The 14,079-nt window shown below is 41.8% G+C and carries 17 protein-coding genes; 2 read left to right on the top strand and 15 right to left on the bottom strand.

Annotated features, from left to right (window positions below; genetic code table 11):
• Window positions 1-9: 9 nt before the first annotated feature.
• Window positions 10-765 (bottom strand): carboxy-S-adenosyl-L-methionine synthase CmoA, encoded by a 756-nt coding sequence (cmoA, locus tag N39L_RS00825; protein WP_006617582.1) that lies wholly within the window; start codon window positions 763-765, stop codon window positions 10-12.
• A gap of 151 nt (window positions 766-916) precedes the next feature.
• Between cmoA and N39L_RS00830 the strand changes: the two genes are divergently transcribed.
• A complete protein-coding gene (locus tag N39L_RS00830; protein WP_014273987.1) occupies window positions 917-1,528 on the top strand; it encodes a LysE family translocator in 612 nt (203 codons plus the stop codon).
• On the opposite strand, the gene N39L_RS00835 is transcribed toward N39L_RS00830, so the two are convergent.
• From N39L_RS00835 to N39L_RS00895, 13 genes are all read right to left on the bottom strand, one after another.
• Window positions 1,499-2,146, bottom strand: a complete 648-nt coding sequence (locus N39L_RS00835) for a cyclase family protein (RefSeq protein WP_014273988.1) — start codon at window positions 2,144-2,146, stop codon at window positions 1,499-1,501. The genes N39L_RS00830 and N39L_RS00835 overlap by 30 nt on opposite strands.
• Before the next feature lie 82 nt (window positions 2,147-2,228).
• A complete protein-coding gene (locus N39L_RS00840) occupies window positions 2,229-2,939 on the bottom strand; it encodes a tRNA1(Val) (adenine(37)-N6)-methyltransferase (protein ID WP_006617579.1) in 711 nt (236 codons plus the stop codon).
• 8 nt (window positions 2,940-2,947) lie between these two features.
• On the bottom strand, window positions 2,948-4,108 hold the full coding sequence (locus tag N39L_RS00845; RefSeq protein ID WP_006617578.1) for a U32 family peptidase: 1,161 nt from the start codon (window positions 4,106-4,108) through the stop codon (window positions 2,948-2,950).
• Window positions 4,109-4,122: 14 nt separating this feature from the next.
• A complete protein-coding gene (locus N39L_RS00850) occupies window positions 4,123-5,373 on the bottom strand; it encodes a peptidase U32 family protein (RefSeq protein WP_006617577.1) in 1,251 nt (416 codons plus the stop codon).
• Between the two features lie 14 nt (window positions 5,374-5,387).
• Complete coding sequence (locus tag N39L_RS00855) at window positions 5,388-6,680, bottom strand: S-layer homology domain-containing protein (RefSeq protein ID WP_014273989.1); 1,293 nt, start codon at window positions 6,678-6,680, stop codon at window positions 5,388-5,390.
• Between the two features lie 51 nt (window positions 6,681-6,731).
• Window positions 6,732-7,415, bottom strand: a complete 684-nt coding sequence (locus tag N39L_RS00860) for an SDR family oxidoreductase (protein ID WP_006617575.1) — start codon at window positions 7,413-7,415, stop codon at window positions 6,732-6,734.
• Between the two features lie 44 nt (window positions 7,416-7,459).
• Window positions 7,460-8,638: an 8-amino-7-oxononanoate synthase gene (gene bioF, locus N39L_RS00865; RefSeq protein ID WP_014273991.1), complete on the bottom strand. Its 1,179-nt coding sequence runs from the start codon at window positions 8,636-8,638 to the stop codon at window positions 7,460-7,462.
• Window positions 8,639-8,650: 12 nt separating this feature from the next.
• Window positions 8,651-8,881, bottom strand: coding sequence for a hypothetical protein (locus N39L_RS00870; RefSeq protein ID WP_006618852.1), 231 nt, complete (start codon window positions 8,879-8,881; stop codon window positions 8,651-8,653).
• Window positions 8,872-9,747 (bottom strand): ion transporter, encoded by an 876-nt coding sequence (locus N39L_RS00875; protein ID WP_006618851.1) that lies wholly within the window; start codon window positions 9,745-9,747, stop codon window positions 8,872-8,874. Before N39L_RS00875 ends, N39L_RS00870 begins: the two co-directional genes overlap by 10 nt.
• 116 nt (window positions 9,748-9,863) lie before the next feature.
• Window positions 9,864-11,093, bottom strand: a complete 1,230-nt coding sequence (locus N39L_RS00880; RefSeq protein WP_006618850.1) for an HhoA/HhoB/HtrA family serine endopeptidase — start codon at window positions 11,091-11,093, stop codon at window positions 9,864-9,866.
• A 33-nt stretch (window positions 11,094-11,126) separates the two neighbouring features.
• Complete coding sequence (locus N39L_RS00885; protein ID WP_006618849.1) at window positions 11,127-11,396, bottom strand: hypothetical protein; 270 nt, start codon at window positions 11,394-11,396, stop codon at window positions 11,127-11,129.
• A 24-nt stretch (window positions 11,397-11,420) separates the two neighbouring features.
• Window positions 11,421-12,401, bottom strand: coding sequence for a DnaJ C-terminal domain-containing protein (locus tag N39L_RS00890; RefSeq protein ID WP_006618848.1), 981 nt, complete (start codon window positions 12,399-12,401; stop codon window positions 11,421-11,423).
• A 192-nt stretch (window positions 12,402-12,593) separates the two neighbouring features.
• Complete coding sequence (locus N39L_RS00895; RefSeq protein WP_006618847.1) at window positions 12,594-13,034, bottom strand: Hsp20/alpha crystallin family protein; 441 nt, start codon at window positions 13,032-13,034, stop codon at window positions 12,594-12,596.
• Window positions 13,035-13,337: 303 nt separating this feature from the next.
• Between N39L_RS00895 and N39L_RS00900 the strand changes: the two genes are divergently transcribed.
• The gene (locus N39L_RS00900) at window positions 13,338-13,544 is read left to right on the top strand and encodes a hypothetical protein (protein WP_006618846.1); all 207 of its coding nucleotides are present in this window, start codon (window positions 13,338-13,340) and stop codon (window positions 13,542-13,544) included.
• An 88-nt stretch (window positions 13,545-13,632) separates the two neighbouring features.
• On the opposite strand, the gene msrB is transcribed toward N39L_RS00900, so the two are convergent.
• Window positions 13,633-14,031, bottom strand: a complete 399-nt coding sequence (gene msrB / locus N39L_RS00905) for a peptide-methionine (R)-S-oxide reductase MsrB (RefSeq protein ID WP_006618845.1) — start codon at window positions 14,029-14,031, stop codon at window positions 13,633-13,635.
• Window positions 14,032-14,079: the final 48 nt, after the last annotated feature.

Below are 14,079 nucleotides of genomic sequence, written 5' to 3' on the forward strand. Positions count from 1 at the left end.
CATTGGGGGTTATTTGATAGCAATAAATGAGGTGAAATTGTGAAACTTTAATAAGGAATCCACCGCCGCAAATCCACTGTCATGCAGCATGGCTACCTGTTGCATTTGAGTGAGGGGAATTAAGACATTTTCTAGGGCTTCCTTTTTGCGTTCAATCTCATTTGTCGCATAGCCGTTTCTGGTTTTAAAGGCTTCATAATGGCGGGTCATGGTTTCCTGGAATTGGGGATAAGGCGATCGTAATTTTTCACTCAGGAATAATAAACCACCCGGCACTAACCCTTCATAAACCGCATTTAAAACCTGTTGTCTCTGGTGAACCGGCAGAAATTGTAGGGTATAATTCATCACCACAATACTGCTATTTTCAAAACTACTATTTCCCGCACTTTCACAGATTAACTCTATGTGGTGGGTGTCTTCTAAACCTGATAACTTTTCCTTAGCTTTCGCTAACATAGGTTCCGAGTTGTCAATACCAACTAGGGTAGCAGGTGTTTTTAAAAATCGCCCCAGTAACTCTAAAAACGTCCCCGTTGAACAACCCACATCAATAATTTTAGTACCAGGTTGATAATAGGCTTTAGTCCATTGTACCGCACAGGCAACCACTTCTTTATATAGGGGAACCGAACGGGAAACCATATCATCAAAAACCCGCACCACATCTTCATTAAAAGTAAAAGGTTTTGGCCAGGTTTCCTGTTCAAATAGTTGGTCTTTGTCGGAACTTAGATAAAGTTCTGTATCCCAGAAGTTAGTCATAATTTAATTTTCCATATCGGGTCATACAATCATATTTTACAACCAACCTGCCTCCCCAACATCAATAATGACGGTAACAGACATTACTGATAATTTCAGAAATTGATAAATTTGATAATATCATGTAATAGTTCAACCATCAAATACCCAGATGAATCTTATGTTTTTGGCTAAAGGTTTAGTTATTGGCTTCTCCATTGCTGCCCCCATTGGACCCATTGGAATTTTGTGTATTAGGAGGTCTCTGACTCAAGGTAAAATAGTTGGCTTAGTGTCCGGTTTGGGGGCGGCTACTGCTGATGCAATTTATGGCTTTATGGCTGGTTTTGGACTCACAGCAATTTCTAGTTTACTCCTGGGTCAACAAACATTATTAAGAATATTGGGCGGTTTATTTTTATGCTATTTGGGCTGCAAAATTTTTGGGGATAAGCCAGCTAATGAGTCTGCTAAAATTAACCATAAACTCGGTGCTTATGCTTCCACCTTTTTATTAACTCTCACTAATCCCATGACTATTTTAGGGTTTATTGCTATTTTTTCTGGCTTGGGTTTAGGGGAAACCAATAACTATTTTGATGCCACGTTGTTAGTGTTAGGAGTATTTTGGGGTTCCGCCCTCTGGTGGTTACTGTTGGTGGGGTTCATTGAATTATTTCGCGATCGCTTAAATTCTACTATTTTTCAATGGGTTAATCGAGTATCTGGGCTAATAATTATCAGTTTTGGTATCTTAGCCATTGCTACAGTTATATGGCAATAAAACCGCCCTAGCTGGCGCACCCTCTGACCCGATAATTTTTAAAGGTAGACAAATTAACTGATATTCTCCAGGTGCAATTTCCGCTAAATTAATGCCTTCTAAAATAACCACTCCTGCAGTCAGTAATATTTCATGAGTTAAGGGACTATCATTAAACCTTTGAACTGACAGATAATCAACACCGACTAATTGAATACCAGCATCAACCACCCATTGGGCTGCATCAGCAGTTAAGGCAACATAATCTTGTTTAAATTCCGATATTCCTCGCTCCCAAAGCTGAGAATTAGCAGTTTTAAATAAGATTCTTTCCGTGTCTTTGGGGATGTTTAATTGATTTAATAAATTAGCAGTAATTGCGGTAACATCAGCCACTGAAATTACTAAAGCCCGCCCGATTAACGTCTCTAATGATAGTTGTTCAACAGTAGGACCACCATCAATAAAATGAGAGGGAGCATCTACATGGGTTCCCACATGAACGCTGCTTGCCATTTTAGAAACATTTACCCCATGTTGGTCAATGGTTTTGGTAGACTCTAGTTGAAAGTTTAAACCTCCTGGCCAAGTGGGGAGTTGGGAGTGTAGACCAACGGAAATATCGAGTATTTTTACCATGTTGATAACCCCAGGAATTGACAACCTTGCTCTAATTATACCATGAGTTATCTTACTATTCATATAATGATAATTAGAGACTTCAATATTTCAAATAAAAATCACGGATTAATGCGATAAATTCATCACTGTAAATGTGTCGGTATTTTTCAATTATTAAGGTGTGTGTCTGGCAGGGTTTTTGATGTTTGCTTAATTCCATAATGATGCGTTTAACGGAATGTGTGGCTGTGGGTTTGATTAACAATTGACGATCGCAATATAATCCGAAGGTTGGGGCTATGTCTTGAAAGTTGATGGCGGCTGCTGTGGGATAAATTATTGCTAGTTTCCCGGTGGGTTTTAATAATTTGGTCGTTACTTGTAAAATATCTAGCTGGGAGAGGCTGTCGCTATGTTTGGCGAGGGCTATTTGATGATTATTGGGTTTATAAGCATTGGCAAAAAAGGGGGGATTAGAAATGATTAAATCGTATTGTATATCACAGAAATCCGCATATTGTTGGATAGAATTATGATGAATTTTTAGGCGCGATCGCCAAGGGGAATTAGCTATATTTTCACTGGCTTGTATATAAGCATCTCTATCAATTTCTACAGCATCAATTTTCGCTGGTGAACGTTGGGCTAAGATTAAAGCAATTAATCCGCTTCCCGTCCCAATATCTAAGATATTATCGACAGATTTTACATCTGTCCAGGTTCCTAATATTACCCCGTCTGTGCCGACTTTCATCCCACAGCGATCCTGAAAAATGGTAAACTGTTTAAACTGAAATTTATGGCTGACCATACCTAGGATTAATTGCGTAAAATTAAACTACCTGGGGTAACTTTTTTAATCCAGTCGGTGATGATAATTTGGTCACGATCGCCTTTTTTGATTGGGTCTCCTTGGAGATTTTTAAATGTCACAGTTTCAGGAATATCAACTTTTTCTCCGGTGGGAATTACCACTTGATTAATTTCGGAGATATCAAAAGGACGTAGGACTTGGAAAACGATATATTTACCACTTTCTCCCCCCAAAACTTCGGCGACACATGAATCATTGCGATAATGGGAAATTTTGGATTTTGACTTCATTCGGGAGAAAATAGAGGTGGTGCGATTAGCTTTAAAAAATGGCGATCGCGCTTCGGTCTGCCAATTTTTTTTAAGGGTTACTGGGTCGGTGAAAATCTGCTCACATATCTGGTCAATATCTGGGGCTAAATTACCATTTTTTCCGAAGTGTCTGAGGTCTAGGCGCAGGCTATGTAAACCCGCCTTTTCTAGTCCCTCTAGTTGATCTAAAATAAACCAATCTTTATCTAAAAATAGAAAAGTTCCCTGGTGAGTTTCTACCGCAGGAAGGGGGCGATCGCCATTTTCTTCAGCCATAGCTTTCACTTCAATAAAACCTTGATTATTCTCCTCTGATATATGTTCAGCTAATAGCGATCGGGGTGAGTAAAAAAGCAAAATTCTCCCCACCCCCAATACTTCACAGGGTACAGGTAATTTCTGGCAATATTCAATTAACTTATTTTCGGGAATTTCAGTTGATAAAATCAGACGTTCTAAACATCCAGCGAACAGTTGACACCATCCTATTAACGCCTCAAAATTATGATTTCCTGTCTCTACAATTAACTGAATAGGTAATTGGGGATAATGAACCATTAACCATTCCGCCGCGCCAGGATCACATACTCGAATAGCGGCAAAATTTAGGAGATCCCAATAACAGAGGCGATCGACAATTTGCATCATCACCCCTTCGGTCATTAAAATATCCCAGACCAAAACCGGACGCAACCCCCGCTTTTTCGCCTCTTCCGCCAGAAAAAACGCCTCTGGCTCGGTTAACTTTCCCTGTCTAGCCAATAAAAAAGGTTCTAATAAAACCTCCCCTAAATTAGCTACCCTAGCGCATCTATCTAAGTCCTCTAAACTACCCACAAAAGTATTAAATAGCATCAATTATTCCCTAATTAACTACCAGTAACCATAGAGTATGGGGCTGTTATTTCCACTTTAGATGGAGATAATCTCAGCAAATGCAGTTGGTTAACTTGCGCCAATTTGGGGACTTTGGGGATACAAACAATCCCATCTTTTCGCATACAATTAATCTCCTCACCCACGACGGAAAATAAGCGATTAACTTGATAATTAATGGGCTGACTATGAGGAAGGATAAACTCGACTTTATCTCCCACAGATAAAGGTTCTACCAATTTGATAGCGATCGCCTCTTCAGTCGTATCTAAAACCATCCCTAAATAATCATGAGTTCCGGTATTATTTCCGGCGGCTTGCTCAAAAACCGAACCATCACCCGCCGCCGTTTCTAGGGAACCAGAAAAATAATCCCTATGGGGAATTGACTGTAAATCTGCCGCTATTTCCTGCAATAATTCCGGGGTTAACTCACCTTGAGAATAAGCATCAATCGCCCGACGATAGGCTTTACAAGTCATCGCTACATAAAAGGATGATTTCATCCGTCCTTCAATTTTTAGGGAACAAATGTGATGTTTGAAAAAATCACCCACCTGATAGATACCCCACAAATCTTTGGAGGACATAAAGGTAATTGGGGAAGCCTCAGAAGATAGTTGATAAGGAAGGCGACAGGATTGAATACATCCACCTCGGTTAGAATCCCGTCCGGCGGTATAATTAGAAATGGTACAATGTCCAGAATATGCCATACACATCGCCCCATGAATAAACATCTCTATTTCTAAGGGCGCTTTCTGGGGATTTTCGGCTGAGAATTTAGCCCGAATTTGACCAGCTTCGGGGATGCTAACTTCCCTACCTAAAATTAGGCGATCGACCCCAAATCTCGTCCAGAGTCTCGCTGCATATCCATTTAAACAGGAAGCCTGAGTTGATAGGTGAATTTTCAGATTAGAACAGTTTTTAATAACTCGCATAACTCCCAAATCGGAGACAATGACTGCATCCACATTGAGCTGTTCTAATAGTTGACAATAATCCCCAAATTCGCTAAAATCTTCATCATGAAGGAAAGCGTTTAAAGTTACATAAACTTTAGCACCCTGTTGATGAGCAAATGTAACACCTCTCTGTAATTCTTCGGGGCTAAAATTATCAGCCCTAGCCCGCAATCCATAATTTTGACCGCCCAGATAGACAGCATCTGCGCCATAGGTAATAGCAACTTGTAATCTTTCTAAATTCTTGGCTGGGGCTAATAGTTCTGGTTTCCACATAACAAAAAAACTGCTTAACTAACGGGTGTCTGATTAACTTCTAAAATCTCTCTAACGGTTCGTCCATCTCCTTGAAATCCAAAATACCATAAAGCTGTCGCTGCTTCCGCCCTAGTGACAGTTTTTTGCGGTTGAAATAGGGTAGTAAATCCAAACACGCGCCGAATATTAGCATTATCTCCGTTATCAAAATCTGCTAAAATTGCCCTGATTGCATTACTATTAATTTTCGAGGCATCCTGAAATCCCCAACGTTGTTCAACGGCATCTACAGTCCCTTGGGGTAAGCCTTGGCGAGTATCTAAGGGCACTTTCCAAAGGATTAAATACTCGCGGGTTAAGGGTGCATCTGGGCGGAATTGCACGGCGGTAGAATCCCCTGATAAAGAACTAGGAATTAATCCAGCTTCAGCTAGTCCTTGAATTTCGGAAAAATAGGGATGATTCGCGGGAACATCGGTAAATACAGGTTGACTACTAGAAATGGCTAAACGAATTTGTCTACCGGGAATATCAGCATAAATTTTATTGTTAGCTTGGACTAAAGCGCGGGCAAATTCTCCCCTGGTAATAGCTTGATTAGGATTAGGAAAATTTTGCTCAAAAATACCTATTTGGGCGACATCCATGGCAAACTGTTTTAATTCCTGGGGAATGTCGCTAGTTGTAGAAGTGGTGGGGGTAGGGGTGGGAGTAGTTTCAGATTCTGGGGTAGGACTTGAAGTGGTAGCTGTAGGGTCAGGAGACTCTGGGGACTCGGAGGGGGTAGTTTCGGGTTGAGAAGCGATCGCTTGTGGGTCGCGAGAATAGTCTATAGAAAACTTAGTTTTTCCCTCTAATACTTGCTCCAATTGCAGGTTAATTGTTACCTGTAAATCCTGTTTAGTCGCCACCAACAAACCATCACTTTCTTGGTCGCTATTGCTAACTATTTCCCAGCCATCTGATGTCAATCTATTTTGATAGTAGGTTTTGACTAAATCAATGGAGTCGGTGGTTCCCCAAACTGTTGAAGTTTTTTGTGTATCGCTGGCTGCGAGGGTAACATCTTGTAAGCTGGAACCGGGATAAATGGCGATTTCTTGGGGGAAATTAGCGGGTAATTTGAGAAAATCATCCGGGGGGGAAATTTGCTGATTTTCGGTATCAGTAGATTCCTGAAAAGGTTGATTTTCTTGCAGTTGTGGATCTGCTTCTAAAGATTGTTGTAAGGAGTCTCCTAGGGTACTGTTGGCACAACTACTTAATAGGGCAGTTATGCCAATTATGGGGATAAGTTTGATTAAATAGGGGCGGGAATATTTCACGATTTTAGGTTCTCAATGGGTTGATAATTACTCAAGGAAATGGCTGATAATTTAATTGGGGACAGTTACGGGAACCCCATTTTTTTTGGGGCTCAGTCCTAGAATAAAAGGAACTGCTTTTTTCACCCATTCCTGTGGGGAAGTAAAAGCGGCTGCATCTTCTCCATAACAAATTTCTAACATATCTGTGTGAATAATTCCCGGACTCATGGGAATGGCTGCTAACCCTGGGGGAAGTTCCTGGGCGAGGGCTTGGGTTAACCCTTCGATCGCCCATTTTGAGGTACAATAGGTGGCTACCTGGGGAGAAGTAGATCGCCCCCAACCGGAACTCAGGTTAATGATGATACCGCTACCCCGTTTAATCATGGCGGGGACTAGATAACGGATAACATTTGCTACTCCTTTAATATTGACATCAATTACCTGATTAAATTCATGGGGTGGCACTTCCCACAGGGGCGCAAGTGGATTAATAATGGCGGCGTTATTAATAACTATATCGGGGGCAGGATAATTTTTTAATAGGTGGTTAACCCAATTTTCGACTGATTGATGGTCTTCGACATTAACTACTTGAAAATCATGGGGTTTTCCATATTGTTGGTTCAGTAGGTCTATGGGTTCCGGGGAACGGGCGCAACCAATAACGGTATGCCCTAAATTAATAAAACTCTCGGTCAAAACTCTACCTAAACCTCGACTGACTCCAGTAATTAAAATAATCTTACTCATCATTAACTCCTATTTAGCCATTAATTAGTTTAACAGATAATCGTTTAAATTGCCATCATAAACTCTATCAATCTGTCAATATGTTCTGGTTCATGGGTTGCCATTAAGGAAATCCGCAGGCGGCTGGTGGTGACGGTGGGGGGGCGAATAGCGGGGGCAAAAATTCCCTGCTGTTGTAATTTTTGGGCTACCTGTAAAGCGATCGCTGCATTTTTTAGGTGGTAGCATAAAATCGGGGAAGTAAAACTGGTAAAGCCGGAAAAATTGGGATTTTCAGAATTATCAATATTCCCTAATTTTTGCTGAATAGTTGCCACATTTTCCCATAATTGGGCGCGTCGGTGGGGTTCTTGTTGCACAATTTTAACTGCTGTTAAAGCGGCTGCTGTATCCGCTGGAGTTAAACCCGTTGTATAAATCCAACTAGGGGCGCGGTTTCGCAAAAAATCAATGGCTGTGGCTGAACCTGCTACATAACCTCCCAGACTTCCTAAAGCCTTACTTAGGGTTCCCATTTGTAACAGGGGAGTCCCGGTTAAATCGAAGTATTCGACACAACCCGCGCCAGTGTTTCCAAAAACTCCGGTAGCGTGGGCTTCATCGACTAATAACATACTATCAAAATCTTGGGCGAGTTCTACTAATTGTGGTAGGGGGCATAAATCGCCATCCATGCTAAACAGAGTGTCGGTTATAATTAGACTTCTGCGGTATTGGTGGCGATGATTTTTTAACAGGTTGGTTAGGTGATTAATGTCGTTGTGGGGATAGTTAAAAACGGTCGCACCGCTGAGTTTTGCCCCCATCTTTAAACTGGAGTGGTTATACTCATCAGAGAGAATGATATCTCGCTGATTAACTATGGCGCTAATAGTGCCAATATTAGCTAAATAACCGGAACTAAAAACTATGGCATCTTCGGTATTTTTCAGGTGAGCGATCGCCAATTCTAGCTGTCTGTGTAATTCCCGATGTCCGGTTAAAAGTCGCGAGCCGGTGGTTCCTGTTCCCCACTCACTGGTCGCGTTCATGGCGGCTTCTATTAGACGTTTATCTCCTGCTAAACCTAAATAATCATTACTCGCAAAATTGAGCATTTCTCGCCCATTTACAGTAATTATCGGACCGGGAAGACTCGTAATGGGTGTAACGGAACGATACCAATTAGCCTGGTGAATAGTATTAAGCGATCGCTGCATCCACCCATAAGCATCTTTAACCATAACTCGTATTTTTTAATCGGGGAATAAATGTTCAGAGGGGTTAATAGTATCGATATCCGCACTATTGCCACGCACAGGAGGCAGCCTTTCGACTAATCCCATATCAAAGGCAATATCTGGCAACTCACCCACCATATATTGTCCGGCTTCCCAAATGCGATTAGGGGTAAAACAGATCTGGCGCAGTTCCACCACTTCGGTGGGGTCAAACATTTGCCTAGACATTCTTCTTTCTAGTCCCATTCTTCTATAATCTCCTCTTTTTTGATTCGATGACGGGCATTTTTGAGGTCATTACTATTAATCATTTTACCACAGTGGGGGCATATAAATCTGGTGACTTCATATTTTTGGGCTTTTCTTTCCTCAATTACCTCCGCAAAGCCAGAGGCGATAATACCTGCGGGAAGTGCAATAATACCAATACCAGTGATGGCTAGAACCGCCCCCAATAATCTCCCCCAGGGGGTAATGGGATAAACATCACCATATCCCACGGTGGTTAATGTCACTACCGCCCACCACATGGCTAAGGGAATATTAGCAAACTGTTCCGGTTGGGCTTCATTTTCCAAAAAATAGATGAGACTCCCGGAGAAAAACAACAAAATTATCACCATTCCTAGGGTCATGATTAACTCTTCTTTTTTATTGTTTAAAACACTTTTAATCATGTTTAATGATTTCATATATCTAGTTAATTTAAAAAACCGCAAAAATCGAATTAATCTAAATAAACGCGCCGCCCTCATATCGGGAATCATCATCGGCAAGAAAAAGGGTAAAACTGCTATTAAATCAATTAAAGCCAAAGGGGTTAACATATATTTAATTCGTCCCCAAAATGGATGCTTATAATGTTCATCGATTGTACAAGACCACAGCCTCAAAATATATTCGATGGTAAAGGAAGCAATGGAAAAATATTCAAAGTTTTGGAATAAAACATAATATCTTTGTCTAAAATCAGCCACAGTAGCTAAAGAAACTGCGATGACATTGAGGACGATTAAAATAATAATAAAAAAATCGAAAATCTTACTAAATGAATCATGGATAGTCCAGACTTCTAAAATGAGGAAAAGTCGTCTTTTGAATTTTGGTAGCATTATTCATAAACCCAGCTAATGTGATGATTTTATTATAAAACACGAAAAGTAGCGATCGCGTAATCATTACCCGATCGCCACTTTCAGAATTATCAACTTAGGGAATAGCCCCAGTGTTACCGACTCACATTAGCATCCTGTAGTTCCCCAGGACGCACCGCGATTTGTTCCGTAGCATTTCCCCGCCTAACTTCCAGTCTTAAAGGCTTCCCAATTTGGGCTTTTTCGACAACCTTCTGTAGTTGGTCTGTTTGAGTAATGGATTTACCATCAATTTTAGTCACCACATCACCGCGACGTAAACCGGCGTTGGCGGCTGGACTGTCAGGAATAACCTGCACTACCAAAACTCCCTCAATTTCAGGAATCATCACCATCGAGTTAGGATCACTATTAAATTCCTTAGCTAATTCTGGCGTTAAAGTAATCATCCGAATACCAATAAACGGATGAGGGATTCTTTCACCCCTGGCTAAATTGTCTTTAATAGCCTTAGCCGTATCAATAGGAATGGCAAAACCAATCCCTTGACCATCGGCGCGAATCGCTGTATTTATGCCAATTACTTCCCCTTGTTCATTTAACAAGGGTCCCCCCGAATTACCAGGGTTAATAGCTGCATCAGTTTGGATAAATTCTAGGCGTTTATCAGGGATTCCTACCTGAGAACTAGGACGGTTTAAAGTGCTAACAATTCCTAAAGTCACCGTGTTATCTAATCCCAGGGGATTACCAACAGCGATCGCCCAATCTCCCACCTGTACTTCCGCCGAATTACCCAACTTAGCCACAGGTAAATTATTGCCATTAATCTTAACCACAGCTAAGTCAGAAGGCTCATCAGCCCCCTTAACTTCTCCTTGAAATTCGCGGCCATCTCGCAGCGTGACAGTAACTTTATCCGCACCTCTGACCACATGGGCGTTAGTTAAAATCATGCCATTACTGTCCACAATAAAACCCGAACCTTGTCCCCGTTGTTGATATTCCCGGGGAAATTGTGGCATATCTTCCCCGAAGAAACGCCGGAAAAATGGATCATCAAAAAAAGGTTGAGGAATATTAGTAGAAACAGTCCTTTCTGTATCCAATCGCACCACCGCCGGACCCACACGATTGACAGCATCGGAAACAAAATTTCCGACCCTTTGGGGGACAAGCGCCACCGTTTCCGGTGGGGTAGTTGACCCCCTTACCACCTCCTGCTTAATGGTCGCCTGGGCTACAGGGGTTAACCAATCAGGAAACAATCGCAGGAATCCTAAAGTTAACCCTACACTCAACACAATGGCGATCGCATAACCGCCAAACCGACCCAAAAAGTTAGATCCTTTTTTGTCTTGCATTAACCAGCCTCTCAACAAGCATTTGATTATATTTTAGATTGCCGGCCACAAAATATCACTAGCTGTTTTAAACCAGCCATTCACCTTGCGCCATAACCTTTCTGGTTTATTATCTACCACCTCAGAGGCGATAGTTTCCACATCGACAACTGTGGCATTTTCCCAATCATCCCGTTCAAAATTCCGAATCGGACGGGTATAAGATGCCATATTTTCCGATTCAATTAATTTCCTTTTCACCCAGTCACGCACCTCTCCGGTTTGATTAATTACCAAATTTTCCCAGGTAGTTTGAGAGTTCATAGCTTCTCCTTTGTGTGAGTTGTTTTACTTCAGCCAATTTTCTAGGTTTTGACGAGGGTTAAAACTGCTGATTTGTTGTAGTTCTTGGTATAATTGCCGTTGGCGATCGCTTAAACTTTTCGGGGCTACCACCTTTAACCGCACAATCTGATCACCTCGCCCCCCTTTAGGAATCGGCCAACCCTTACCTCGCAGCCGCAGAGACTGTCCCGATGCCACCCCTGGGGGAACCTTCATTGTCACCTTACCGGACGGCGTAGGAACCTGAATTTCCGCCCCTAAAACCGCCTCCTCTGGACTAATTCCCACCTCACAAATTATATCGTTTCCATCAAACTGAAAAAACGGATGTGCTTCGAGTTCAACAGTCAAATATAAATCCCCTCTTTTACCAGAAGTAGGACTAACTCCCCCCTTGCCTTTTAAGCGGATCTTACTATCAGGCTTCGCCCCTGGGGGAATTTTTACCTTAATCGTTTCTCCATCCAAGTTAAATTTCTTTTCCACCCCATTAAAAGCCTCCGCAAAAGTCAGAGGTAATGTCGCCGTAAAATCGCGGGGAGGCACTTGTTCATAATCCCTATAACCGCCACCAAAAAAGTCCCCAAACTCATCAAAAGCACTATAACCGCCACCACTAGGATAGCCATAGGACTGGCGAGGATTACCCCCAAACCTGCCTAGTAACTCATTAATAAAGTCATCAAAATTACCATATTGGTTAAAGTCAAAATCACCCACCCCTCCCGGTGGTGGTCCCGCACTAGAAGGGTCCCAATATTTCCCAAATTGATCATACTTCTGTCGTTTATCGCGATCGCCAAGAACCTCGTATGCTTCATTAATATCTTTAAATCTTTGTTCCGCAGTGCGATCGTTAGGATTAACATCAGGGTGATATTTCCGCGCTAAGTTCCGGTAGGCTTTTTTGATCTCCTGTTGACTGGCATTCTTATCTACCCCCAAAATCCCATAATAATCTTTATAGTTCGTTTTAGATGACATCAGCAAGCACCTCCTTCTTAGCTTATCTACAAGATAACAAAATTGGGAATTGGGTTCAAAGCCAGATCACCTTTACTTACCCATTCCCAACTTATTAACTCTTATATTAGCAGTCTAGTCGCTGTTTTTCTGGGTTCAGAGTACATATCAGCCAGCCTGATCAGCATCCAGTCTACCTAGATTATAACTGATTTAACCCAGATTGACTTTAACCACCCGATTTTTTTCTTCCTCAGCTTTAGGGAGAGTCAGGCTGAGAATGCCATCTTTATATTCTCCATGAACATTAGTATTTTGGACCCGAATTGGTAGAGGAATCACCCGGCGGAATTTACCATAGCGAAACTCACTGCGGGTTACTCCTTTTTCTTCCGTGTGTCTTTCTAATTTCCGTTCCCCACTGATAGCAATAGAATCCGCCGTTACCTGTACATCAATATCTTCGCGATTCATTCCCGGAACTTCTAATTTCAGATGTAAGGCTTCTGGGGTTTCCTGAAGTTCGGCTGGTGGTACAAATGCCGAACCCACATCTTCCGAAGTAGTAGTTAAGCTATCAAACAAGTGATTCATTTGACGTTGCAGAGTGTCAACTTCCCGGAAAGGTTCCCAACCAAAACGAACGAGTGCCATAATCTTTTCTCCTGTTTTCTATCCTGGTTTACTTGAGGTTATCTCTTACCTCTTGTCTTACAGAATAGTCGATTTATCTCAGTCGTGGATTCGGTTTTAAACACTGAGAATATGGCAATAACCGAACTGCTTTAGTTTCCCTTTATGGTACGTTAAACCGTACCTTAATGGTCGTGAAAAGTGAACCCGCCCCAATCATTTATCAATAGACATAGTACCCCTATCTCAGCCTGATTTCCGACTTGTCTTGCCTTTTCCCCTCCAGCAGCGTTATATTTAGACAATCCACAAACTGAGGCGACTATGAAAATTTGGGTCAACGAACAGCTAGATCCCAATGGTATTATCTATTCTTGTATTGCTTGTTGTGACGAAACTCAAGCTATGGAATGTCATGAGTCTTTCCAAAACAATCTCACCGAAACTCAAAAAGAAATGGGTTGGGTAGCCAGACTCCGCACTGTCGAGTCTTGGGATGATGTCCCTGTTAGCGCCTTGAAACTCAATTAGAACCCCCATCAAATTAAAATCCAGCCCCAAAGTACCGGGCTGGATAATCTTAAACATTCTCCCTGAGACTTACTACAAACCCATTAACCTAGTCAGCCTTTTGAAAGTCTAGGGAAGCCGAATTCATGCAGTAACGCTTTCCTGTCGGTCTTGGTCCATCCTCAAAAACATGACCTAGGTGAGCATCACACTTAGCACAGAGTACCTCTACCCGGCGCATAAACAAACTATTATCTTGTTCATATCGGACACTATTTTCGGAAACAGGTTCCCAAAAACTTGGCCATCCCGTACCGGAATCATATTTGGTTTCTGAGGTGAATAACTCATTACCACAGCAAACACAACGATAAACACCCTTTTCTTTGTTATCGTAATATATGCCAGTAAAAGCCCGTTCAGTTCCCTTTTTCCGGGTGACTTTGAACTGTTCTGGCGTTAGCTGTTGCTTCCACTCTGCCTCAGTTTTTTCTACTTTATCAACCATAAATGAGTCACTCCGATTTGTGTTCTTCCAAAGCCTAACTTAAAGCCT

It is taken from the genome of Limnospira platensis NIES-39 (assembly GCF_026000695.1).
Classification (GTDB): domain Bacteria; phylum Cyanobacteriota; class Cyanobacteriia; order Cyanobacteriales; family Microcoleaceae; genus Limnospira; species Limnospira platensis.

Bases quoted from the DNA above. Each gene is read 5' to 3' on its own strand.
- N39L_RS00860 (WP_006617575.1), bottom strand. From the start codon at position 7,415: ATGAGTAAGATTATTTTAATTACTGGAGTCAGTCGAGGTTTAGGTAGA.
- N39L_RS00880 (WP_006618850.1), bottom strand. From the start codon at position 11,093: ATGCAAGACAAAAAAGGATCTAACTTTTTGGGTCGGTTTGGCGGTTAT.
- N39L_RS00885 (WP_006618849.1), bottom strand. From the start codon at position 11,396: ATGAACTCTCAAACTACCTGGGAAAATTTGGTAATTAATCAAACCGGA.
- N39L_RS00835 (WP_014273988.1), bottom strand. From the start codon at position 2,146: ATGGTAAAAATACTCGATATTTCCGTTGGTCTACACTCCCAACTCCCC.
- N39L_RS00850 (WP_006617577.1), bottom strand. From the start codon at position 5,373: ATGTGGAAACCAGAACTATTAGCCCCAGCCAAGAATTTAGAAAGATTA.
- N39L_RS00845 (WP_006617578.1), bottom strand. From the start codon at position 4,108: ATGCTATTTAATACTTTTGTGGGTAGTTTAGAGGACTTAGATAGATGC.
- N39L_RS00870 (WP_006618852.1), bottom strand. From the start codon at position 8,881: ATGGGACTAGAAAGAAGAATGTCTAGGCAAATGTTTGACCCCACCGAA.
- N39L_RS00840 (WP_006617579.1), bottom strand. From the start codon at position 2,939: ATGGTCAGCCATAAATTTCAGTTTAAACAGTTTACCATTTTTCAGGAT.
- N39L_RS00830 (WP_014273987.1), top strand. From the start codon at position 917: ATGAATCTTATGTTTTTGGCTAAAGGTTTAGTTATTGGCTTCTCCATT.
- N39L_RS00895 (WP_006618847.1), bottom strand. From the start codon at position 13,034: ATGGCACTCGTTCGTTTTGGTTGGGAACCTTTCCGGGAAGTTGACACT.
- N39L_RS00890 (WP_006618848.1), bottom strand. From the start codon at position 12,401: ATGTCATCTAAAACGAACTATAAAGATTATTATGGGATTTTGGGGGTA.
- msrB (WP_006618845.1), bottom strand. From the start codon at position 14,031: ATGGTTGATAAAGTAGAAAAAACTGAGGCAGAGTGGAAGCAACAGCTA.
- bioF (WP_014273991.1), bottom strand. From the start codon at position 8,638: ATGGTTAAAGATGCTTATGGGTGGATGCAGCGATCGCTTAATACTATT.
- cmoA (WP_006617582.1), bottom strand. From the start codon at position 765: ATGACTAACTTCTGGGATACAGAACTTTATCTAAGTTCCGACAAAGAC.
- N39L_RS00900 (WP_006618846.1), top strand. From the start codon at position 13,338: ATGAAAATTTGGGTCAACGAACAGCTAGATCCCAATGGTATTATCTAT.
- N39L_RS00875 (WP_006618851.1), bottom strand. From the start codon at position 9,747: ATGCTACCAAAATTCAAAAGACGACTTTTCCTCATTTTAGAAGTCTGG.